The sequence below is a fragment of the Microbacterium hibisci genome (genome assembly GCF_015278255.1).
Taxonomy (GTDB): domain Bacteria; phylum Actinomycetota; class Actinomycetes; order Actinomycetales; family Microbacteriaceae; genus Microbacterium; species Microbacterium hibisci.
Window position 1 is genome coordinate 57,532 of the sequence record NZ_JADIJC010000002.1, and the last position, 21,118, is coordinate 78,649.

Genomic DNA, 21,118 nt, shown 5'->3' on the forward strand with positions numbered 1-21,118 from the left:
GGGTGCTCAGGCGATCGTCACCGCGTCGCGGTCGGGAGCTTCGGCGGCTGTGCTGGCGGGCGCGGAGACGAAGGCCACGCCCTGGGCGTCGAGCACCACGCGGTCGACGGCGACGCCGGTCTCGGCATCCGTCCCCTCGATGGCGATCTCGACGCGCGCGTCGCTGTGGTTGATCAGCGTGACGAGGTCGCCGCGACGGGCGGCTTCGACGCCGGCGGGCAGGCCCGCGACGACGGGACGGACGCCGGATGCCGCGACCACGGCCGCGACGACCGCGCCGACGCTGTCGACCACGGGCCCGGCGGCCGAAGCGCCGTTGCCCACGGGCTGCGTCGCGACGTACCAGGCCTCGCCGGCGCCGAAGCGGTGGCGCGTCAGCGCGGGAGCGCCGGTCTGCAGGCCGGAGGCGAAACTGGCGACGACCGTCGCCCCGGTCGCGTGCACGGCCTCGGCGACGAAGCGGCCCGAGAGCTCCGCGCCCTCGAGGTCGAAGGCGACGACGCCGCGCGCGGCCGCGCTGCGTGCCGCCTGGACCGCGTCGCCGTTCAGCGCGCCGACGCCCGCCGCCCCCGCCGACGTGCCGGCGAGGGCGCCGAAGTCCTCGAACCGCAGGCCGAGCACCGGGCCGAGCTGCGTGAGGAAGCCGCCGTCGCGGAACTGATCGTGGGCGTCGACGATGTCGGTGAAGGGACCGGTCAGCAGCGTGCCGCCGGCCTCGACGAAGCGGGTGAGCGCCGCGGCGCCCTCGTCGCGAAGGAGGTAGAGGGCGGGGGCGACGACGAGCTCGTAGCCCTCGGCCTCTTCGGGACCGATGATGTCGACCTGGATGCCGCGCGCGTGGAAGGCGCCGTACCACTCGAGCGTGAGTGCGAGGTAGTCGATCTCGGTCGGGTGGTCGCGCTCCTCGACGGCCCACCAGTTCTCCCAGTCGAACACGAGGGCTACCTGCGCGTCGCGACCGGGTGCGGGGAGGGTGGGAAGGGCGGCGAGCCGGGCTCCGAGCTCGGTGACCGCGTCCCACGTGCGCGTCTCGGTGCCGGCGTGCGGCAGCATCGCCGAGTGGAACTTCTCGCTGCCGGCGCGGGACTGGCGCCACTGGAAGAACATGATGCCGTCGGCGCCGCGGGCGATGGACTGCGCGGTCTCGGCGACCAGGGCGCCGGGGCGCTTGCCCGGGTTCGCGGGACGCCAGTTGACGGCATCCGTCGCCTGCTCCCACAGCAGCCACGGCACGCCCGGCTTGAGCGAGCGGACGAGGTCGCGCTGGAAGGCGGCGTCGCGCACGCGGTTCGGGTTGGCGGGGTCGGGGTAGCAGTCGTCGGCGATCACGTCCATGAACGGCGCCCACTTGCGGTAGTCCGCGGGCTTGAAGGGCCCCATGAAGTTCGTCGTGATCGGCTGCGTCGCGCCGGCGGCCTGCAGGATCTCACGCTCCATGAGGTAGCACTCGAGCCACATGTCGCTGGTGAAGCGGCGCCAGTCGAGCATCGACGACGGGTTGTGGCTGTACGGCGCGAGCCGCGGGGGGAAGATCTCGTCGAAGCCGCCGTACCGCTGCGACCAGAAGCTCGTGCCCCATGCGTCGTTGAGCGCGTCGACGGTGGCGTACCGCTCCTCGAGCCACCCGCGGTAGGCGTCGCGCGCGGCATCCGAGAAGTCCATCCACAGGTGGCAGCCGAACTCGTTGCCGATGTGCCACATGACCACGCCGGGGTGGTCGACGTAGCGCTCGGCGAGGCGGCGCACCAGCTCGCCGGCGAGGCGGCGATACACGGGCGACGACGGCGCGAAGTGCTGCCGGCTGCCGGGCCAGTAGGTGGCGCCCGACTCGTCTGCGGGCAGCGTCTCGGGGTAGGTCGCGCTCACCCACGGCGGGGGAGAGGCGGTCGCCGTGGCGAGGTTCACCGCGATGCCGCCGGCGTGCAGCTTGTCGATGACCGTGTCGAGCCAGTCGAAGTCCCACACGTCCTCGGCGGGCTGGATGCGCGACCAGGCGAAGATCCCGAGGCTCACGATGTTGACACCGGCCTCCTGCATGAGGCGGACGTCCTCGTCCCACACCTCCTCGGGCCACTGGTCGGGGTTGTAGTCGGCGCCGTACAGCACGTCGAGCAGCTCCTTCTGGCTGGGGTTTCGAGCGGGGAAAGGGAGAGGGTCAGCGGCGGCCGCGGCGGGCGGGCACGGCGACGACGGCGAACGCGGCGCAGCCGAGCCCCGCGATGAGCAGCGGCAGCAGCATCCAGGTGACGACGCCGACGAGCACCGCGGCGGCGGCGAGGTAGACACCGGCGATCGGGTCGCCGGCGACGGCCGACGGGATGCCGCGGATCGCGGCGCGCCAGCCGCCCTCGGGGGCCCACGCGCCGGCCGCGATCAGCAGCGCCGCCGCACCGGCGACGAGGCCGACCCAGCCGACGACCGAGACGAGGGCGCCGCCGGGCAGGGCGCCGGAGTTCGCCAGGTCGATGTCGAGCACCAGCAGCAGCGCGAGCACCACCCCGACGACGCCGACGACCAGGCCGCCCGGCAGAGCTCTGCGCCAGTCCTGCCAGAACGTGCGCACGTGCGACTGCTCGGCGTTCACATAGCGGCGGAGATGACGGATGCCGGCGGCCAGGGCGGCCGGCAGGGTCACGACGAGAAGTCCGGCCGCGGTGACGAGCAGGCCCGTCAGCAGCACCTCGCCGAAGAGGGCGAAGGCTCCCTTGGCGCCCGGGTAGCGGGCGGGCTCGCGCTCTTCGAGCGTGGGGCCGCTGCCCGACGCGTCGGCACGACGCGCGGCGCGGAGTTCTCGGCGGTCCATGGTGGTCGTCCTATCCCTTGAGGCCCTGGGTGGCGACGCCGTCGACGAGGAAGCGCTGGAACACCAGGAAGAAGAGGAGGACGGGAAGGAGGGCGACGAAGGATGCCGCGACGGTGGCGCCGTAGTCGCTCGACGAGGTCTGGTCGTTGTAGAGACGCAGCGCGATGGGCAGCGGGTAGTTCTCGGGGCTGGTGAGGTACAGCAGGGGCCCGAGGAAGTCGTTCCACGACCAGATGAAGGCGAAGATCGAGCACGTGATCAGGGCGGGCTTGATCAGCGGCAGGATGATCGACCAGAAGATGCGCATGTGGCCGGCGCCGTCGATGCGGGCCGCCTCGTCCATGTCGCGCGGCATCTGGCGGATGAACTGCACCAGCAGGAAGACGAAGAACGCTTCGGTGGCGAGGAACTTCGGCAGCAGCAGCGGCACGAAGGTGTCGATCAGGTCGAGGCGCTGGAAGATGATGTACTGCGGGATGATCACGACGTGGAACGGCAGCAGCAGCGTGCCGATCATCGCCGCGAACAGGATGCCGAGCCCCTTGAACTGGATGCGGGCGAACGCGTACGCGGCCAGCGCCGACGACAGCAGGACGCCGACGACCGAGCCCACGGCGATGATGAGCGAGTTCACGTAGAACCGCCACATCGGCACGCCGGCGATCCCCTCGAGCACCTTGATGTAGTTGTCGATCGTCGGGTTGGCCGGCAGCAGGCCCATGTTCTGGCCGAACTCGCTGTTCGGCTTGAAGGTGGCGAACAGCAGCCACACCAGCGGGTACAGCACGATCGCGGTGATGGCGAGGAGGACCACGAACCAGATGACGGTCTGCCACGTCTTGCGCTTGACGCCGCGTCGGGGCGTGGGGGCGGCCTTCTGGTCGGGGTCGACCTGGTTCTCGGTGAGGACGAGGGCGTTCTCGCCGAACGAGGATGTGGTGGTCATCGGTTGTCTCCGGCGTAGTGGACCCAGGAGCGCTGGGTGCGGAAGAGGATGAAGGCGATGATCGCGACGACGACCAGCAGCACCCACGCGATGGCGGCGGCGTAGCCCATCTGGCCGTCAGAGAAGCCGCGCTTGTACAGGTAGAGGGTGATGAAGTTCGTCATGCCGGCCGGGCCGCCGGTGCCGTTGGAGATGATGTACGCCTGGGTGAAGACCTGGAACGCACCGATCAGGCCGAGCAGCAGGTTGAAGAAGATGACCGGGCTCAGCATCGGGAGGGTGACGGCGCGGAAGCGGTGCCAGGCGTTGGCGCCGTCCATTTCGGCCGCCTCGTACAGCTCCTTCGGGATCTGCTTGAGACCGGCGAGGAAGATGACCATGGTGGCGCCGAACTGCCACACCGCGAGCAGGATCATCATCGGCGGCACGAGCGCCGGGTTGCCGATCCAGCCGCCGAGGTCGATGCCGATCGCCGACAGCGCGTTGTCGACGGGGCCGTCGGAGGCGAACATCGCGCGCCATACGATCGCGACCGACACCGATCCGCCGATCAGCGACGGGGCGTAGAACGCGGAGCGGAAGAAGCCCGCACCCCGGTCGCGGTAGTTCAGGAGCATGGCGACCGCGAGAGCGGCGCCGAGGGTGATCGGGGTTCCCACCAGCACGTAGACGAGGGTGATCTGCGCCGACTGGATGAACGCCGGGTCGGACGTGAACATCCGGATGTAGTTGTCGAAGCCGATCCACTTGGGCGGCGAGAAGATGTTGTAGCTCGTGAACGACAGGTACAGCGAGTACGCCATCGGGATCAGCGTGAGGCCGAAGAAGCCGATCAGCCACGGCACGAGGAACCCGTAGCCGGAGAGGGTCTCGCGCACCGCGCGCTGCCGCTGACCGGGACGGTTGACCTGCTCCGGCCGGGGCTTGCGGAACAGGGACCGGCGCGATGACTTCTCACCGGTCACGATGACTCTGGTCGCTGTGGTGCTCACGAGGACTCTCCGATGCGGGTTCTGAGGAGGAGTGGTGTTCCGGGCCCGGGCGCATCGTACGCCCGGACCCGGAAGACTGTCACTGGTTGAGGACGACGTCCATCTCGGCGAAGAACTGCGAGACCGCTTCGTCGACCGTCACGGTGCCGAAGTTGAGCTCGGTGCCGAGCTGACGGAACTTCTCCTCGAGGGTGCCGTAGCCGACGATCGGCACGGGCGGGGCGTCGCCGAGGCGGTCGGCGATCGACGCCTCGTAGTCCTTGACCTGCTGGCTCAGCGGGTCGAGCTCGGCCGCCTCGAGGGCGGTCTCCGAGGCCGGGAGGCCGCGGTTGGTGCCGAAGATCTCACCGGACTCGGGCGAGTTCACGAGGAAGTTGACGAGCGTCGCCGCCGCCTCGGGGTGCTCGGTGTTGGCCGAGATCGTGTGCAGCATCGAGGGCTTGAGGTACAGGTCCTTCGCGCCCTCCTCCGTGATCGGGGGAGCGATGAGGCCGAGCTCGGTGTAGCCCTCGCCGAGGCCCGCGAGGTAGCCCGCGCCGAAGTTGTCCCACGTGAGCTCGCTGGCCGTCAGGGCGCTGTCGAAGCCGCCCTTCGGAGCGACCTCTTCCACGCGCTGCTGCGGGATGCCGATGCCGTCCTCGCGGATCGGGGCGCCCGACTCCCAGAACTCGGTGAGCCGCTCCTCGTCGAAGCCGGCGGTGCCGTCCTCGTTGAACAGGTTCTCGCCCTCCGCGCGCAGCTGCAGCTCGAAGTTCTGGATGCGGCCGGTGTAGTCGCCGCCACCCCAGAACGCGCCGCCGGCGCCGTCGGTGACCTCACCCATCCACTCGGTGTAGTCCTCCCAGCTGCCGCCCTCGAACTCTTCGACGCCCGCCTGCTCCAGCAGCACGGGGTTGGTGAAGAGAGCCCACGCGTTGGTGGAGGTGGGGATGCCGTAGGTGACGTCGTTGACGACGCCGATGTCGAGGATGTTCTGCGGCAGCGGGTCGGTCTCGATGATGTTGCCCAGGAACGGGTCGAGGTCGAGCAGCAGGTTGTTCTGCGAGTACTGACGCAGGTACGAGTAGTCGAACTGCATCACGTCGGGCAGGTTGCCGCCCGCTGCCTCGGTCTGACGCTTCTCCCAGAACTCGGGGAAGGTCAGGAACGTGGCGTTGACCGTGATGTTCGGGTACTCCTCGTTGAAGGCGGCGATGGCCTCGTTGTAGAGCTCGGCGCGAACGTCGTTGCCCCAGAACGCGAGGTCGAGCGTGACCTCTTCGTTCGGGTCGAACGTGGGGTCGGCCTCGGGGGCCTCGTCGCTGCCGCCGGCGCAGCCGGCGAGCACCAGGGCGGTGCCGGCCGCGATCGCGGCGACGGCGAATGCCCGCTTCTTGCTGAACATCCTTGTCCTCTCTTGAACGTCTGCGTTCGCTGTCCGCGCGCGAGACGTTCGTCGTCTGTGTTGCGGTGTGGGGGCGCTTTTCTTGGTGCGGATCGGGCCGTGATTGGAAAGCGCTTGCCCGCTACGGTACCTCCAAAAAAAACGTTTCGCAAGACATGCATCCGAAAAATTAGAACGATTCAGTAACGGGGCCTGCTCGGGTTGACGGGGTCGCGAGCAGCGGGCTAACGTACTCGGAGCCCGGAAACGGAAAACGTATTCCCACCGTTTGCCGCGTCCACTACAACGATGGAGAGCTCGATGACGAACTCTGGAACGCCCACCTGGGCGCTGCGCGCCCATGCGGCGTTCGACTGGATCTGGTGGATCGTCGTCGTCAACGCGCTGTGGTGGTTCTTCACCCTTGCAGGGGCCGTCGTGCTCGGAGCCATCCCCGCCTCGGTGGCCGCGGCCGAGGTGACCCGTCGCCGGCTGCGGGGGGAGCTGTTCCCCGTGGCGCGCACCTTCGCGAGCGCGTGGCGCCGAGAGTTCTGGCGGGCCAACGGCGCCCTCGGCGCGGGCGCGATCGCGACCTGCGCCCTGGCAGCCAGCGTGGCCGGGCAGCTGGGTGCCGGCTCGCTCGCCTCGTTCCTCGGCGTGGTCAGCGCCGTCGCGCTGGCGGCGGCGTTCGCCATCACCACGATCGCCGCGGTGATGTACGCCCACTACGACCTGGCGCTCCGCGCCTACCTCCCGACCGCGGGGCGCTGGGCGGTGCGCAACGTCCCGCACGTCGTGCTGCTCCTCCTCGGCGCCGTCGTCGTGACGGCGGCGGGCAGCATCCTTCCGGGCATGATCCCGTTCCTCTCGGTCGGCGGCTGGCTCGTTCTCAGCACCACCATGTGCTTCTCGTTCTTCACCGCCAACGACCGCGCCGTCGAAGCCGCCTCGACGGCGCCCTGATCGGACCGCCTCCTCCTCCCAGCCCGATCCGCAGACTCACCCCTCGCCACCTCCCCACCTCCAACGAAGGAGTCACCAATGAAACACCGCAAGCCCCTCATCGGCATCGGCATCGCCGCTGTCGCAGCCCTCGCCCTCACCGGCTGCTCCGGCTCCGGCGGCGACACGGCCGCCGAGGTCGAGGCCGCCGAGCTCGACAGCCTCTCGATCATGGCGCCCTACCTCGTGACCAACGCCCCCGAGGAGGGCAACGAGGTGCAGACCGCGCTCGAGGACGTCCTCGGCGTCGACCTCGACATCACGTGGGTCCCCAACTCGTCGTACGGCGACAAGGTGAACATCACCCTCGCCGGGGACGACCTTCCCCAGGTGATGGTGATCCAGGGCAAGGATCCCGGATTCGTGCGCAACGCCGAGGCGGGCGCGTTCTGGGAGCTCACCGACTACCTCGAGGACTACCCGAACCTCGCGACGACGTTCCCCGAGACTCAGAAGGCGTCGAGCATCAACGGCAAGGTCTACGGTGTCTTCCGTGCGCGCGACGTGATCCGCGAGGCCGTGATCATCCGCAAGGACTGGCTCGAGAACCTCGGGCTCGAGGTCCCGACGACCACCGACGAGCTCTACGACGTCGCCAAGGCCTTCACCGAGGACGACCCCGACGGCAACGGCGCCGACGACACCTACGGCCTCATCATCCCCAAGTGGCCCGGCACGATCGGCACGAACAGCCCGTGGGACGCGATCGAGACCTGGTACGGCGCGGGCAACCGCTGGACCGAGCGCGACGGCGAGCTCGTGCCCAACTTCACCACCGACGAGTGGCTCGAGGCCGTGCAGTTCGAGCGCCAGCTGGTCGAGGAGGGCGTCGTGAACCCCGACTACGCCACCTTCGACTCGGCCAAGTGGAACGAGCCCTTCCTCACCGGCAAGGGCGGCATCATCCTCGACGTGCACTCGCGCGCCGGCGTGCTGATCAACCTGTTCAAGGAGTCCGACCCCGAGAACTTCGAGAACTACGTCGACATCGGCGGCAACCTCGAGGGTCCTGACGGCGAGGTCCACGCGCTCCCGACCACCGGGTATAGCGGCTTCCTCGCCATCCCCAAGGCGAAGGTGCGCACCGAGGAGGAGCTGCGCGGCGTGCTCGAGGTGCTCGACAAGCTGAACTCGGACGAGGCCGGCCCGATCCTCAACAACGGCATCGAGGGTGTCACGTACGAGCTCGACGGCGACCTCGCCGTGGCGATCGCCGACGCTCCGCAGGCGCTGAAGGACACCGTCATGAGCTACTCGCAGCTCGGCATGAACGTCAACGGCTTCAAGGGCTACCTCCCCAAGCAGGCGACCGACTACGAGCAGGAGATGTACGACAAGCGCAAGGCCATCGAGGCCGCCGACCTCGAGCTGGCCGAGTTCGACCCGTCCGCGCCGTACGTGTCGGAGACCTACGTGTCCAAGGGCGCCCAGCTCGACACGATCGTCGCCGACGCCCGCATCCAGTACATCGCCGGCCAGATCGACCTGAACGGTCTCGAAGACGCCGTCGAGCTCTGGCGCTCCAGCGGCGGCGACGACGTCATCGCCGAGATCAACGAGCTGGCAGACGCCGACTCCTGATCGGACACGGATGCCGGGGGCTGCGGCCCTCGCCGGGCCCCCGGCATCCGCCCCGAGAGGTTCTCCCATGGCAATGCTCGATACCGCCGTCACGGCGACCGAGACGCTCACCGTCGAGAAGCAGGGCCGGCGCCGCCGCGGCGTCCGGGTGCATTTCACGCAGTTCAAGTGGCTGTACCTGCTGCTGCTCCCCGGCATCGTCTACTTCCTGCTGTTCCGCTACTGGCCGATGTTCGGCGCCGTCATCGCCTTCAAGGACTACGTGCCGTTCCTCGGCATCGCCGACAGCCCGTGGGTCGGGTTCCAACACTTCGAGGACTTCTTCTCGAGTCCCGACTTCCCGCGACTGCTCGCCAACACGCTGATCCTGGCGTTCCTGAGCCTGCTCATCGCCTTCCCGCTCACGATCGTCGTCGCGCTCCTGCTCAACGAGATGCGCCTGATGATCCTCAAGCGCACCGTGCAGACGCTCATCTACATCCCGCACTTCCTGTCGTGGACCGTCGTCGCGTCGCTGACCTACCTGCTGTTCGCGCTCGACATCGGGCCCCTGTACCAGCTGATCAACGGCGTGCTGGGCACCGAGGTGAACTTCCTCGCCGATCCCGCGTGGTTCCGGCCGATCATCGTGCTCCAGGACATCTGGAAGAACACCGGCTGGGGGACGATCATCTTCCTCGCCGCCCTCGCCACCGTCGACCAGGAGCAGTACGAGGCCGCCATCATCGACGGCGCAGGTCGATTCCAGCGCGTCTGGCACATCACGCTGCCGTCGATCATGCCCACGATCATCGTCATGCTCGTGCTGCAGATGGGGCAGATCCTCAACACCGGTTTCGAGCAGATCTACCTGATGACGAACTCGCTCAACCGCTCCGTCGCCGACGTGTTCGACACGTACGTCTACTTCATGGGCATCACGCAGGGCTCCTACAGCTACAGCACCGCCGTCGGCCTGTTCAAGGCGGTGGTCGGCGTCGTGCTCATCTTCGGGGCGAACTGGATCGCCAAGCGTTTCAACCAGGCAGGGATCTTCTGATGGCTCGCGAGAGATACCGCTTCAACACGCGTGCCGGCCGCGCCTTCGACGTGTTCAACGTCGTCCTCATGGTCGGAATCGGCGTGGTCGCGCTCGTCCCGTTCATCTACGTGCTCGCGGGCTCGTTCGCAACCGAGTCCGAGCTCGCCACGCGGTCGTTCTTCCTCTGGCCCGAGACCTTCTCGCTCGACGCCTACGAAGCGATCCTGACCAGCCCCGCGTTCCTCCGGGCGCTGGTGACGACGATCGCGGTGACGGCCGTCGGCACCGTGGTACAGCTCATGCTGACCGCGACGATGGCCTACCCCCTCAGCAAGGCGAACCTCCCCGGCGGTCGCATCATCCTGGCCCTCGTCGTGTTCACGATGGTGTTCGGCGGCGGCATGATCCCGACGTTCCTCGTCGTGAAGGACCTCGGCCTGCTCAACAACTACTGGGCGCTGATCCTGCCGATGGCGATCAACCCGTTCAGCCTCATCATCATCAAGAACTTCTTCCAGCAGCTCCCCGCAGAGCTCGAGGAGTCGGCGAAGATCGACGGGGCGAACGAGATGCAGACGCTCTGGCGGATCATCCTGCCGCTGTCCAAGCCGGTCCTCGCGACCTTCGCGCTGTTCTACGCCGTCGGCATCTGGAACGACTTCATGTCGCCGCTGCTGTACCTCAACGACAGCTCGATGTGGACGCTGCAGATGTTCCTGCGGCAGGTCACGGTGGCGACCGACCTCTCGGTCGTCGAGGCCGATCCGTCGCAGCTGCCGCCCGCGCAGGGCATCAAGTTCGCCGTCATCATCGTCGCGACGCTGCCGATCATCCTGTTCTACCCGTTCCTCCAGAAGCACTTCGCGAAGGGAATGCTGATCGGATCGGTGAAGGGATGACGCTGCTCTATCGCAACGAGCTGCAATCGGCATCCGATCTCGAGGGGTGGGTGGCCGAAGGGCCGGTCGCCGTTGCGGAAGCCGAGAGCGGCCTGCTCCTGTCGAGCTCGGGCGGCGGCGACGATCACTGGACGATGTGGTGTCCTGAGGTCTTCCCGGACCGCGTGCGCATCACGTGGGAGTTCTCGCCCCGCGAGGAGCCCGGGCTCGCGATGCTGTTCTTCGGAGCGTCCGCCACGGGCGGCGGCGGGATCTTCGACGCCGGCGTCGCGCCTCGCGCCGGCCGGTATCCGCAGTACCACTCAAGTGACATCCGCACGCTGCACGTGTCGTACTTCCGCCGCCGGTGGGAGGACGAGCGCGCGTTCCACACGTGCAACCTGCGCAAGTCGCCGGGCTTCCACCTCGTGAGCCAGGGCGCCGATCCGCTGCCGCCCGTGGTCGACGCCCGCGAGGCGTTCTATCGCATCGAGGTGGTCAAGGACGCCGGCCACGTGGCGTTCGCCATCGACGACCTGCCGCTCTTCGCGTGGGACGACGACGAGTCCACGGGCCCGCGCGTCCGCGCCGGTCGCCTCGGCTTCCGGCAGATGTCGCCGCTCACCGCCTGCTACCGAAACCTGGAGGTTCACGCCCTGTGACCGCATCCGATCTCGTCATCCCCCTCCGCTGGCTCGACGACGCGCCGCCGGCCCGTCTCACGGCCGGCGCGACCTGGGGCGTTCCGCTTCCGCGAGGCGCGGTCGCGACGCCCGCGCAGCTGCGTCTGCGTGCGGTCGACGGCGACGCCGCACCCGCGCAGTTCTGGCCGCTCGCGTCGTGGCCCGACGGCTCGCTCAAATGGGCCGGCTGCGCTCTGGGCGCCGTCGATGCGCCGGGCGCGTACGAGGTGGTGGCGACCGAGGAGACGGCGACGGATGCCGCAGCCGGCGGCCCCGCCGGCGCCGACGCCGTGGCGACCCGTGCCGGCGGCGCCGTGGCGGTGCAGCGGGACGCGGCGGAGGTCGTGGTCTCGAACGGCGTCCTGGACGTCGCGTTCGCCGTGCCCGGACCGGATGCGGTCGACACCGTCTGCCGCCGCATCGTGCGCGACGGCCGCAGGGTGGCCGAGGATGTGCGGTTCGTGAGCCTCTGGCAGGACGAGGTGCCCGAGGACGGCGGCGCCGGCCCGCGGCGCGCGCTCCGCTCCCGTGTCTCGTCCGTCGTGGTCGAGCAGGAGGGCCCGATCCGCGCGGTCGTGCGGGTGGAGGGGGTGCACGCAGAGGAACCGGCAGCCGGCGGCGACGCCCCGCGCGAGCTGCTGCCCTTCACCGTCCGGTTCGTGGTCGTGGCGGGCTCGGCCGAGATCCGGGTCGTTCACACGGTCGTGTGGGACGGCGACGCCGACACCGACTTCCTCGCGGGGCTGGGCCTGCGCGCCGAGGTTCCGCTGCGCGCTCCGCTCCACGACCGCCACGTCCGCCTCGCCGGGGCCGACGGCGGCTTCTTCGCCGAGGCCGTCCGGGGGCTCACGGGGCTCCGCCGCGATCCCGGCGAAGACGTGCGACGCGCCCAGATCCGTGGCGAGGCCACGCCGCCGCCCGCCGAATGGAACCCGGAGGTGTCGGGCCGGCTGGAGCTCATCCCCGCCTGGAACGACGTCACGCTCACCCAGCTCAGCGCCGACGGGTTCGCGATCCGCAAGCGCACGGCGCCCGGCCATGCCTGGATCGACGCCGGCGCGGGGACGCGCGCCGAGGGCTATGTCGCCGTCAGCGATCCGGAGGGCGGCCTGGGTGTCGGCATCCGCTCGTTCTGGCAGTCTCATCCCGGCCAGCTCGACGTGCGGCGCGCCGCGCAAGAGCGGGCCGAGCTGACCGCGTGGCTGTACGCGCCCGAAGCGCGCCCGATGGACCTGCGCTTCTATCACGACGGCCTCGGCCAAGAGGATTTCGCCACCCAGCTGGAGGCCCTCGAGATCACGTACGAGGACTACGAGCCCGGATTCGGCGATGCCCACGGCGTCGCGCGCACCCACGAGCTGACGCTGTTCGCCTACGCGGCCACGCCGGCGATCGACGACGTGGCGACCGCGGTCGCGGCTGTGCAGCGGCCGCCGCTGCTGCAGCCGACGCCTGAGCACCTCCATGCGGTCGGCGTGTTCGGCGACTGGGCGCCGGTCGACCGGTCCACCCCCGCGCGGGCCGAGATCGAGGATAGCCTCGACTTCCTGCTCGACTTCTACCTCGGCCAGATCGACCAGCGTCGCTGGTACGGGTTCTGGAACTACGGCGACGTCATGCACGCCTACGACGCCGACCGGCACGTCTGGCGCTACGACGTCGGCGGGTACGCGTGGGACAACAGCGAGCTCTCACCCGATCTGTGGCTGTGGTACTCGTATCTGCGGAGCGGTCGCGCCGACGTGTTCCGTCTGGCCGAGGCGATGACCAGGCACACCGGCGAGGTCGACGTGTACCACCTCGGTCGGTGGCAGGGCCTCGGCTCACGGCACAACGTGCAGCACTGGGGCTGCAGCGCGAAGCAGCTGCGCATCTCGAGCCCGATCTACCGTCGCATCTTCTACTACCTGACGGCGGACGAACGCGTGGGCGACCTGCTGACCGAGCTCCGCGACAGCGACGCGCGGTTCCTCGACACCGACCCGACGCGGAAGGTGCGGACGGATGCCGCCACCTATCGTCCCGACCGCGGCGCGCTCGCCGTCGGACTCGGGACCGACTGGGGCGCGCTGGCGGCGACGTGGCTGGCCGACTGGGAGCGCACAGGGAACGAGCGCTCCCGTGACCGGCTGCTCGGGACGATGGCCGACATCGGCGCGCTGCCGCACGGTTTCCTGACGGGCGAGGCGCTGTACGACATCGACGCCGGCCGGTTCGATCCCACGCGCGACCGGATCGCCGTCTCGCATCTGAGCGCCGTCTTCGGGCTGGTCGAGGTGTGCAGCGAGCTGATCTCGCTGGTCGACGTCCCGGGATTCCGCGACGCGTGGCTGGACTACTGCCGGCTCTACCTCGCCTCGCCTGCCGAGCAGGAGGCGGCCGTCGGCGAGCGCCTGACGGGGATCCACCTGGAGCAGGCGCACAGCCGGCTCACCGCCTTCGCCGCCGCCGCGACGGGAGACGCCGACCTCGCCGACCGCGCGTGGGAGGCGTTCGAGGGCATCGGGGAGTGGCTCGTGCACCGCCGCGACTTCGTGCTGCGCCGCATCGAGGGCCCGGCGGTCCTCAACCCCGTCGACGAGGCGCCCAGCGTGGGCACCAACGACGTCGCGCAGTACGGTCTCGCCGCGATCCAGAACCTGGCGCTGATCGGCGACCGGCTGCCGGGCTGAGCGATTCCCCCTCCCGCCTGCCTTCGCGGCAGGCGGGAGGGGGATGGTGCCGACCGGCGGCCGCCGGGATCAGCGCTCGGCGACGAGCGCGCCGTCCACGACGCGCAGGCGTGCGACATGGATGGCGCTGCGGCGGTGGCTGCGCTCGTCGGCGTCCTCGAGCTCGCTGCCGTCCCACCAGGGGTGGGTGAAGAAGTAGAGGCGGGCTTCGTCGTCGACCACGACCACCGAGCCGTGCCGGCCGATCTGCACGCCGTCGCGGGGCGGTCCGCTCTCACCGAGGATGACGGCATCCGCTCCGCCCTGACGCTCCCACCGGACGGCGTCGTCGCTGCGGTGCACGGCCATGCCGCGCCACTCGTCGGTGAGCATGAACCACGTGCCGGCGAGGGCGAAGACGAAGGGGCCCTCGTGCGGCCTGCCGTCGATCGCCGTGCCGTCCGCGCGCCACGACTCCAGGTCGTCCGACACGGCGACGGCCGTGGTCGAGCCCGCCGCCTCGTCTTTGTACCAGAGACGCCAGCGGTCGTCGGGGCAGCGCGCGACGGCGGCGTCGATGACGAGGTCGCTGGCGAGTTCTAGCGGTCCGCGCCGCGTCCACGCGCGCAGGTCGTCCGACGTGTACTCGACGATGCGCCGCTCATGCCCGGCCCACTCCGACGGGATGCCGTCGATCTCGGTGAGGTACATGCGCCAGCGGGTGCCGTCGTGGATCACCTCGGGAGCCCAGTGCGTCTCGTCGACGGCGGCCGGAGGAGCGCCCTCGCGCAATGCCAGGTCGGGTCCGATGCCGGGGCCGGCGGTGGTCGGCTCCAGTGTGCCCACGTACCTCCATGCGAGGCCGTCGTCGCTGCGGGCCGCGCCGATGCGCGAGCCGTGCACCCACGCCACGCCCGGACCGGGGTCGGGGTGGGTGGCGCGACGCTGCGTGTAGAACATCCACCAGCCGTCGGCGTCGCGGACCACCGTCGGGTCGGTCGCGCCGTCGTAGACCGGGTCGCGGTAGAGCTCCCCGGGCGCCGGAGCGTCGGGGTCTAGGGTGGGGTCGACGGTCATCGCGTCGGCCGCAGGTCGATGACGGAGCTCGCGAAGCTCTTGCGGTGCGTGGGGTGCGCGGCCAGGTCCGCGGGCGTCACCACGTCGCCGTCGGCCGTCGCCGAGGCGTAGATCGCCGCGACGATCTCGATCGACCGGGCGGGCGCGTCCGCGGTCGGCGGCAGCGGAGCGCCGGTGCGCAGCGCGTCGAACACGTCGCGCAGGAGGGGGGCGTGGCCGCTGGGCTCTTCGGCGTCGGTCAGGGCCCAGGTCGCCGCCTCGGCGGCATCGACGTGCGCGGCGGGCGTGATGCGCCAGTTGTCGTGACCGTGCCCGTAGAGGTGGTCGACGGTGATCGTCGCCTTCTCGGTGTCGATGCGGATCGTGCTGACCTCGCGCGGCGAGAGGGTGCTCGACACCATCTGGGCGACCACGCCACCCTCGAACACGATCGTCGCGGTCGACACGTCCTCGGTCCGCGTCTCGCGGTCGAGGCGCCACAGCCGCCCTTCGACGCGGGCCCAGTCGCCCAGCAGGAAGGCCAGCAGGTCGATCTGGTGGATGGCGTGGCCGAGCGTCGTGCCGCCGCCCTCGGTCTCCCATTTGCCGCGCCACGGCACGGCGAAGTACGCGGCGTCGCGGTACCAGAGGGTCTGGCACTGGGCCACCAGCGGCCGGCCGAGCGCGCCCGAGTCGAGCAGGCGCTTGGCGTGGGCGGCCGCGGTGCCGGTGCGCTGCTGGAAGACCACCGCGAGGCGGCGATCCGCGGCGGCTGCGGCATCCGTCATGTCCTGCAGCTCGTCGAGCGAGGGCGCCGGGGGCTTCTCGACCACGACGTGCGCGCCCGCCGCGAACGAGGCCAGGGTCTGCGCGTGGTGGGCGACCGGGGGAGTGCAGATGTGGACGACGTCGGGGTGCTCGGCCGCGAGCAGCGACTCGAGGTCGTCGTAGACCGCCGGCACGCCGTACGTCGCGGCGAACGCGTCGGCCGAGGCACGGCTGAGGTCGGTCGCCGCGACGAGCTCCGCGTGCGGGTATTCCGCGATCGCCCGCGCGTGCGCGTGGGCGATCGCGCCGGTGCCCACGACGGCACAGCGGAGGGACTCGGTCACGGTGGCTCCTTCGGGTGGATCGTGAACGGATGCCGGGACCGCCGGCATCCGCTCCTTCCAGGGTAAGCGGTGTGCGCGGAAAGCGCTATCCCACCTCGGCCTCGCCGCAGGCTCCACTGCGAACGGGCCGCCGCCGGGGCAGGAGGGCGGGAGGGTCAGCGGGGGAGGCCGGCCTGGGTCGCGTGCAGGTGGGCGTAGCGTCCGCCGACCGCCACGAGGTCGGCGTGCGACCCGATCTCCACCACCTCGCCGTGCTCGAGGACCACGATGCGGTCCGCCTGACGGATGGTCGACAGCCGGTGGGCGACCACGAGGGTGGTGCGGCCCTTCATGAGGCGGTTGAGGGCCTCCTTCACGAGCTCCTCCGACTCGGGGTCGAGGGCCGAGGTCGCCTCGTCGAGCAGCAGGATGCGGGGGTCGCGCACGAGCGCCCGCGCGATCGCGAGGCGCTGGCGCTGTCCGCCCGACAGGCGCGCGCCGCGCTCGCCGACGACGGTTTCCCAGTTCTCGGGCAGCCGGTCGACGAACTCCGAGGCGTTCGCGTCGCGCAGCGCGTCGCGCAGGCGCTCGTCCGACACGTCGTCGAGGCCGTACGCGATGTTCTCGCGGATGGTGCCCTCGAAGAGCACCGACTCCTGCGGCACGACCGAGACCGACTGGCGCACCGTGCGCAGGTCGAGCTCCTGCATGTCGGCGCCGTCCAGCAGGATCCGTCCCGAGGTGGGGCGCACGAAGCCGAGCACGAGGTTGAGCATGGTCGACTTGCCGGATCCCGACGAGCCCACGAAGGCCACGGTCTCGCCGGGCGGGATGTCGAGCGACACGTCGTGCACGGCATCCGCCTCGGCTCCGGCGTAGCGGTGCGAGACGTGGCGCAGCTCGAGGTGTCCGCCGACCTTCGCGACCGAGCGCTTGCCCTCGTTCTGCTCGAGGTCGGGCTCCTGGAGCACCTCCGAGATGGAGCGCATCGACTCGAGCCCGCGCGCGCCGACGGGGATGAGCATGAGCAGCGACGTGAGGCCCTGCGTCAGCAGCGTGAAGTAGGTCGACAGCAGCACGACCTCGCCCGGCGTGATGGGGAGGATGCCGGTGAGGGCGAAGACCGCCGCGAGCACGAGGCATCCGAGCCCCAGCAGCTGCATCGCGACCCACGAGATCGACGCGACGTGGCCGTTGAGCATGTCGAGATCGAGGCCCGCGCGGCGCACGCCGTCGGCGCCGGCCTGCACACGCGACACCGCGGTGCGCTCGAGGCCGTGCGCGCGGGTCACCGGGATGAGCGAGGCCATCTCGCCGACGCGGGCCGCGAAGCCCTCGACCTCGCGGCGGAACACCTCGTTGCGTGCCCGCGACCGGCGGCTGAGCGCCCAGCGCAGGACGAGCGCGACCGGCACTGCGAGCGCGTACACCGGCAGGAACTGCGGCACCGCGATGGCGGTCATGACGATGGCGCCGATCAGCACCATCGTCGCCGACAGCAGCGGGTGCGTGACCTGCTGCAGCATCAGCTCGACGTTCTCGACGTCGCGCACCACCTTGGTCTGCACGATCGACGAGCTCACGCGCGTGTGGTAGCCGATCGACAGGCTCTGCAGGCGCGCCGCGAGCGCGTTGCGGAGGTCGGCGCCGGTGTCGCGCACCACCGTCATGAAGTTGCGCGTGTAGACGATGTGCATCGGGTAGTTCTGCAGCAGCAGCACCGCGGCCACCGAGAACCAGATGAGCACGGTCGACACGTCGCCGCCGGTGGCGACGATGTCGATGATCTCGGCCGTCACGACCGGCAGGAACCACAGCGGGATCTCCTTGCATGCGAACGCGAGGAGGGCCAGCGTCATGCGACCCGGCCGCCGCGCGAGCAGCTTGAGGACGGAACGGCCGGGACGGGGGTTCTGGGCGATCGAGATGGTGCGGATGGCGCCGGTAAACGCTTTCTGCGTCATGATGACATGGTACTGACGGATGCCGCACCCCGGCCCCGCGGAAGGCGAACATGACGTACCACCTGGCGGGCGACTCCACCGTCGCCCCTCCGAAGCCCGACGAGCTGCCGATGACCGGATGGGGCTCGTACCTCGAGCCGACCGTCGAGGCCCCGGTGCGCAACCTCGCCTACGGCGGCGCGACGACCGAGTCGTTCCTCGCCGACGGCTCGTGGCAACGGCTGATCGACGGCGTCGTCGCCGGCGACACCGTGGTCCTCCAGTTCGGGCACAACGACCAGAAGCTGCCCGAGCTCGACCCGCGCGGCGGGTACGCCGAGCGGCTGCGCGGCATGGTCGGCGACGCCCGCGAACGCGGCGCCGTCGCCGTGCTCTGCACGTCGACCGAGCGTCGCTGGTTCGACGGCGACCGGGTCACGCCCACCCACGGCGACTACCCGAACGCGGTGCGCGACCTCGCGCACGACCTCGACGCTCCGATCGTCGACCTCACAGCCTTCACCACCTGGCTGTACGAAGACCTCGGCCCCGAGGCATCCCGCTCGCTCCTCAGCCACTTCGCGCCCGGCGAGCACCCGGTGTGGCCGGACGGCCTCGCCGACGACACGCACTTCCACGAACGGGGCGCGCGCCGCATCGCCGCGTTCGTCGGGCGCTCGCTGCGGGCCATCGAGCGACGCGACGGCGACGCGCCCGCGAGGGGATCGTCGCTGGTGAGCTGAGCGGCGCGTCAGGCCGACGTCGAGGCCCGCACGATCAGCTCGGGCTGGTACACGATGTTGCCGAGGTCGGTGCCGGCGGTGCCGTTGATCCGCGCGAGCAGGAGTTCGGCGGCGGTGCGGCCCATCTCGCGTGCGGGCTGGCGCACCGAGGTGAGCGGCACACCCGCGATGGCCGCGAACTCGATGTCGTCGTATCCGACGACGGCGACGTCTTCGGGAACGCGCGCGCCCCGCGAGATGAGGCCGTGGACGAGGCCGATCGCGAGGTGGTCGTTCGAGGTCACGATGCCGTCGGGTCGCTCGGCGGGGGAGCGCGCGGCCAGCTGCTCGCCGAACGCGCGCCCGAGGTCGGAGGTGGTGCGCTCGGTCCAGATCGGCTCGAGGGTCACCCCGGGGTGGGCTGCGACGGCCAGTCGCGCACCCTGCAGGCGCTCGCGCACCTGGCGCACCGCCTCGCGGGCTCCGACGAAGGCGAGGCGCCGTCGGCCGCCGGCGATGAGGTGCTCGGCGGCGAGCCGTCCGCCGGCGACGTCGTCGAACGAGACCGAGGGCAGCTCGCCGGTGTCGTCGACCGCGTCGACGAGGACGACCGGGATGCCGCGACCCCGCAGCCGCTCCAGCCAGGGCTCGAGCGGTCCGAACGGGCTGACCAGCGCACCTTCGACCTGGACGCGCTCGAACAGCTCGAGGTGGTCGCGCTCCTTGGCGATGTCGTCGCTGGAGTTGCCGACCAGCACACGCAGTCCCGCGGCCGACGCGGCATCCTCCGCGCCCGCGACCATGTCGGCGAAGAAGGGGTTCGCGATGTTGATGACGGTCATGCCGAGCAGCCCCGACCGGCCGGCGCGCAGCTGCTGGGCCGCCTGCAGCGGGACGTATCCGAGCTGGTCGGCCGCCGAGCGGACGCGGTGCACCAAGCGCTCGCTCACCATGTCGGGGCGGTTCAGTGCGTTGGACACGGTGCTGATCGACACGCCCGCCCGCTCGGCGACATCGCGGATGCCGACTCGCTTCATGTCGCTGGTCCTGTCTTCATCGCCCGAGCGCGCCCGGGAGCGAACGCCCCCGCGCGCCCGATCCGACCATGGTAGGCGTTTTCCGCCGAAGGGGCCGCCCGCCCGGCCGACGGACGATCGTTACCCCGGCGTTACGAGATGACATTTGACGAACGGCGGGAGTCGCGCCTACTCTTCAATCGAAGCGGTTCGAAATCGAAGCGGTTCGACAATGGCAACCTGGATCCGCGTCGCTCGCGGCAGGGCCACCCCACGTACACGAAGGAGTGACATGGAACGGCGTCATGCTCACCCGGCGGCACCCTCGTCGGATGCCGCACGCCCGGGCCCGGTCCGATGACCACGCAGGCTCAGGCGCAGACCGTCTTCCAGGAGGCGGCGGTCCACAACCTCGAGAAGAACACGAAGAAGCGTCGGGGGCCACGGCCCCGGCTCCGCCCCGCAGGCAGTCGCACGTCGTTCACGCTCTTCCTGTGCATCGTGCCGTTCCTGGTGCTGGCGTTCCTGTTCTCGTATCTGCCGCTCTACGGCTGGATCTACTCGCTCTACGACTACAAGCCCGCGCTCGGCATCGAGGGCAGCGAGTTCGTCGGGCTGCAGTGGTTCCAGATGCTCGTCAGCTCGCCGACGCAGATGGCGCAGATCGGGCAGGTGCTGATGAACACCCTCGCGATCAGCTTCCTCGGCATCGCGACCTCGGTGCTCCCGCTGTTCTTCGCGATCCTCCTCAACGAGATCAAGGCGCCGTGGTTCCGCAACTCGGTCCAGACGCTGACGGCGCTCCCGAACTTCATCTCGTGGGTGCTCGTCTACATGATCGCGTTCTCGCTGTTCTCGAGCTCGGGCCTGGTCAACGACGTGCTCAACGACGCGGGGCTCATCACGACGCCCATCAAGTTCCTCGACACCGACCAGAACGTCTGGATCACCATGACGCTCTGGAGCATCTGGAAGGGCCTCGGCTGGGGAGCCATCATCTACCTCGCCGCCATCGCGGGCATCGACCAGTCGCTGTACGAGTCGGCCCGCATCGACGGCGCCGGCCGTTTCCAGCTGATGCGCTACATCACCCTGCCCCAGCTCATGCCGACGTACCTGGTGCTGCTGCTGCTGTCGATCGCCAACATCCTCAACAACGGCATGGAGCAGTACTACGTGTTCCAGAACGCCTTCAACAAGGAGTGGATCCAGGTCCTCGACCTGTACGTCTACAACATCGGCATGACCGGCAACAGCCTGTCGCTGGCCACCGCGATCGGGATGCTGAAGAGCCTCATCTCGGTCGCCCTCCTGCTCACCGTCAACGCGATCTCCAAGCGCGTCCGCGGCGAATCGATCGTGTGAGGAAG

At 70.0% G+C, this 21,118-nt stretch carries 17 protein-coding genes; 8 read left to right on the forward strand and 9 right to left on the reverse strand.

Annotated features, from left to right (window positions below):
- Positions 1-6: 6 nt before the first annotated feature.
- The 5 genes from IM770_RS04445 to IM770_RS04465 all read right to left on the reverse strand — a co-directional run bounded on the left by IM770_RS04445 (position 7) and on the right by IM770_RS04465 (position 6,125).
- Positions 7-2,106 (reverse strand): beta-galactosidase, encoded by a 2,100-nt coding sequence (locus IM770_RS04445; protein ID WP_203579935.1) that lies wholly within the window; start codon positions 2,104-2,106, stop codon positions 7-9.
- Positions 2,107-2,155: 49 nt separating this feature from the next.
- Positions 2,156-2,803 (reverse strand): DUF624 domain-containing protein, encoded by a 648-nt coding sequence (locus tag IM770_RS04450; RefSeq protein ID WP_203579936.1) that lies wholly within the window; start codon positions 2,801-2,803, stop codon positions 2,156-2,158.
- Positions 2,804-2,813: 10 nt separating this feature from the next.
- A complete protein-coding gene (locus tag IM770_RS04455) occupies positions 2,814-3,749 on the reverse strand; it encodes a carbohydrate ABC transporter permease (RefSeq protein WP_203579937.1) in 936 nt (311 codons plus the stop codon).
- Positions 3,746-4,741 (reverse strand): carbohydrate ABC transporter permease, encoded by a 996-nt coding sequence (locus tag IM770_RS04460; protein WP_203579938.1) that lies wholly within the window; start codon positions 4,739-4,741, stop codon positions 3,746-3,748. The genes IM770_RS04455 and IM770_RS04460 overlap by 4 nt, the downstream gene beginning before the upstream one ends.
- Positions 4,742-4,820: 79 nt before the next feature.
- A complete protein-coding gene (locus tag IM770_RS04465) occupies positions 4,821-6,125 on the reverse strand; it encodes an ABC transporter substrate-binding protein (protein WP_203579939.1) in 1,305 nt (434 codons plus the stop codon).
- A gap of 300 nt (positions 6,126-6,425) precedes the next feature.
- On the opposite strand from IM770_RS04465, the gene IM770_RS04470 reads away from it, so the two are divergent.
- The 6 genes from IM770_RS04470 to IM770_RS04495 all read left to right on the forward strand — a co-directional run bounded on the left by IM770_RS04470 (position 6,426) and on the right by IM770_RS04495 (position 13,941).
- Positions 6,426-7,067 carry a YesL family protein gene (locus IM770_RS04470; RefSeq protein ID WP_203579940.1) on the forward strand — a complete coding sequence of 214 codons (642 nt, stop codon included), beginning with the start codon at positions 6,426-6,428 and terminating at the stop codon, positions 7,065-7,067.
- Between the two features lie 78 nt (positions 7,068-7,145).
- Positions 7,146-8,687 carry an extracellular solute-binding protein gene (locus IM770_RS04475; protein WP_203579941.1) on the forward strand — a complete coding sequence of 514 codons (1,542 nt, stop codon included), beginning with the start codon at positions 7,146-7,148 and terminating at the stop codon, positions 8,685-8,687.
- Between the two features lie 67 nt (positions 8,688-8,754).
- Entirely contained in the window at positions 8,755-9,726 is a 972-nt protein-coding gene (locus IM770_RS04480) for an ABC transporter permease (protein ID WP_203579942.1), read from the forward strand.
- Complete coding sequence (locus tag IM770_RS04485) at positions 9,726-10,607, forward strand: carbohydrate ABC transporter permease (RefSeq protein WP_203579943.1); 882 nt, start codon at positions 9,726-9,728, stop codon at positions 10,605-10,607. The genes IM770_RS04480 and IM770_RS04485 overlap by 1 nt, the downstream gene beginning before the upstream one ends.
- Positions 10,604-11,248 (forward strand): DUF1961 family protein, encoded by a 645-nt coding sequence (locus IM770_RS04490; RefSeq protein WP_203579944.1) that lies wholly within the window; start codon positions 10,604-10,606, stop codon positions 11,246-11,248. The genes IM770_RS04485 and IM770_RS04490 overlap by 4 nt, the downstream gene beginning before the upstream one ends.
- Positions 11,245-13,941, forward strand: a complete 2,697-nt coding sequence (locus IM770_RS04495) for an exo-rhamnogalacturonan lyase family protein (RefSeq protein WP_203579945.1) — start codon at positions 11,245-11,247, stop codon at positions 13,939-13,941. Before IM770_RS04490 ends, IM770_RS04495 begins: the two co-directional genes overlap by 4 nt.
- 69 nt (positions 13,942-14,010) lie before the next feature.
- Here the strand turns inward: IM770_RS04495 and IM770_RS04500 are convergent, their stop codons facing one another.
- From IM770_RS04500 to IM770_RS04510, 3 genes are all read right to left on the reverse strand, one after another.
- Positions 14,011-14,997 (reverse strand): glycoside hydrolase family protein, encoded by a 987-nt coding sequence (locus IM770_RS04500; protein ID WP_203579946.1) that lies wholly within the window; start codon positions 14,995-14,997, stop codon positions 14,011-14,013.
- A complete protein-coding gene (locus tag IM770_RS04505) occupies positions 14,994-16,088 on the reverse strand; it encodes a Gfo/Idh/MocA family protein (RefSeq protein ID WP_203579947.1) in 1,095 nt (364 codons plus the stop codon). Before IM770_RS04505 ends, IM770_RS04500 begins: the two co-directional genes overlap by 4 nt.
- A gap of 155 nt (positions 16,089-16,243) precedes the next feature.
- On the reverse strand, positions 16,244-18,031 hold the full coding sequence (locus tag IM770_RS04510) for an ABC transporter ATP-binding protein (RefSeq protein WP_203579948.1): 1,788 nt from the start codon (positions 18,029-18,031) through the stop codon (positions 16,244-16,246).
- A gap of 50 nt (positions 18,032-18,081) precedes the next feature.
- Here IM770_RS04510 and IM770_RS04515 point away from each other — a divergent pair, with 50 nt between their 5' ends.
- Entirely contained in the window at positions 18,082-18,753 is a 672-nt protein-coding gene (locus IM770_RS04515) for a rhamnogalacturonan acetylesterase (protein ID WP_203579949.1), read from the forward strand.
- Positions 18,754-18,761: 8 nt separating this feature from the next.
- Here IM770_RS04515 and IM770_RS04520 read toward each other — a convergent pair whose 3' ends face one another.
- A complete protein-coding gene (locus IM770_RS04520; RefSeq protein ID WP_203579950.1) occupies positions 18,762-19,769 on the reverse strand; it encodes a LacI family DNA-binding transcriptional regulator in 1,008 nt (335 codons plus the stop codon).
- A gap of 336 nt (positions 19,770-20,105) precedes the next feature.
- On the opposite strand from IM770_RS04520, the gene IM770_RS04525 reads away from it, so the two are divergent.
- On the forward strand, positions 20,106-21,113 hold the full coding sequence (locus IM770_RS04525) for an ABC transporter permease (RefSeq protein WP_203579951.1): 1,008 nt from the start codon (positions 20,106-20,108) through the stop codon (positions 21,111-21,113).
- The last annotated feature ends 5 nt before the right edge of the window (positions 21,114-21,118 follow it).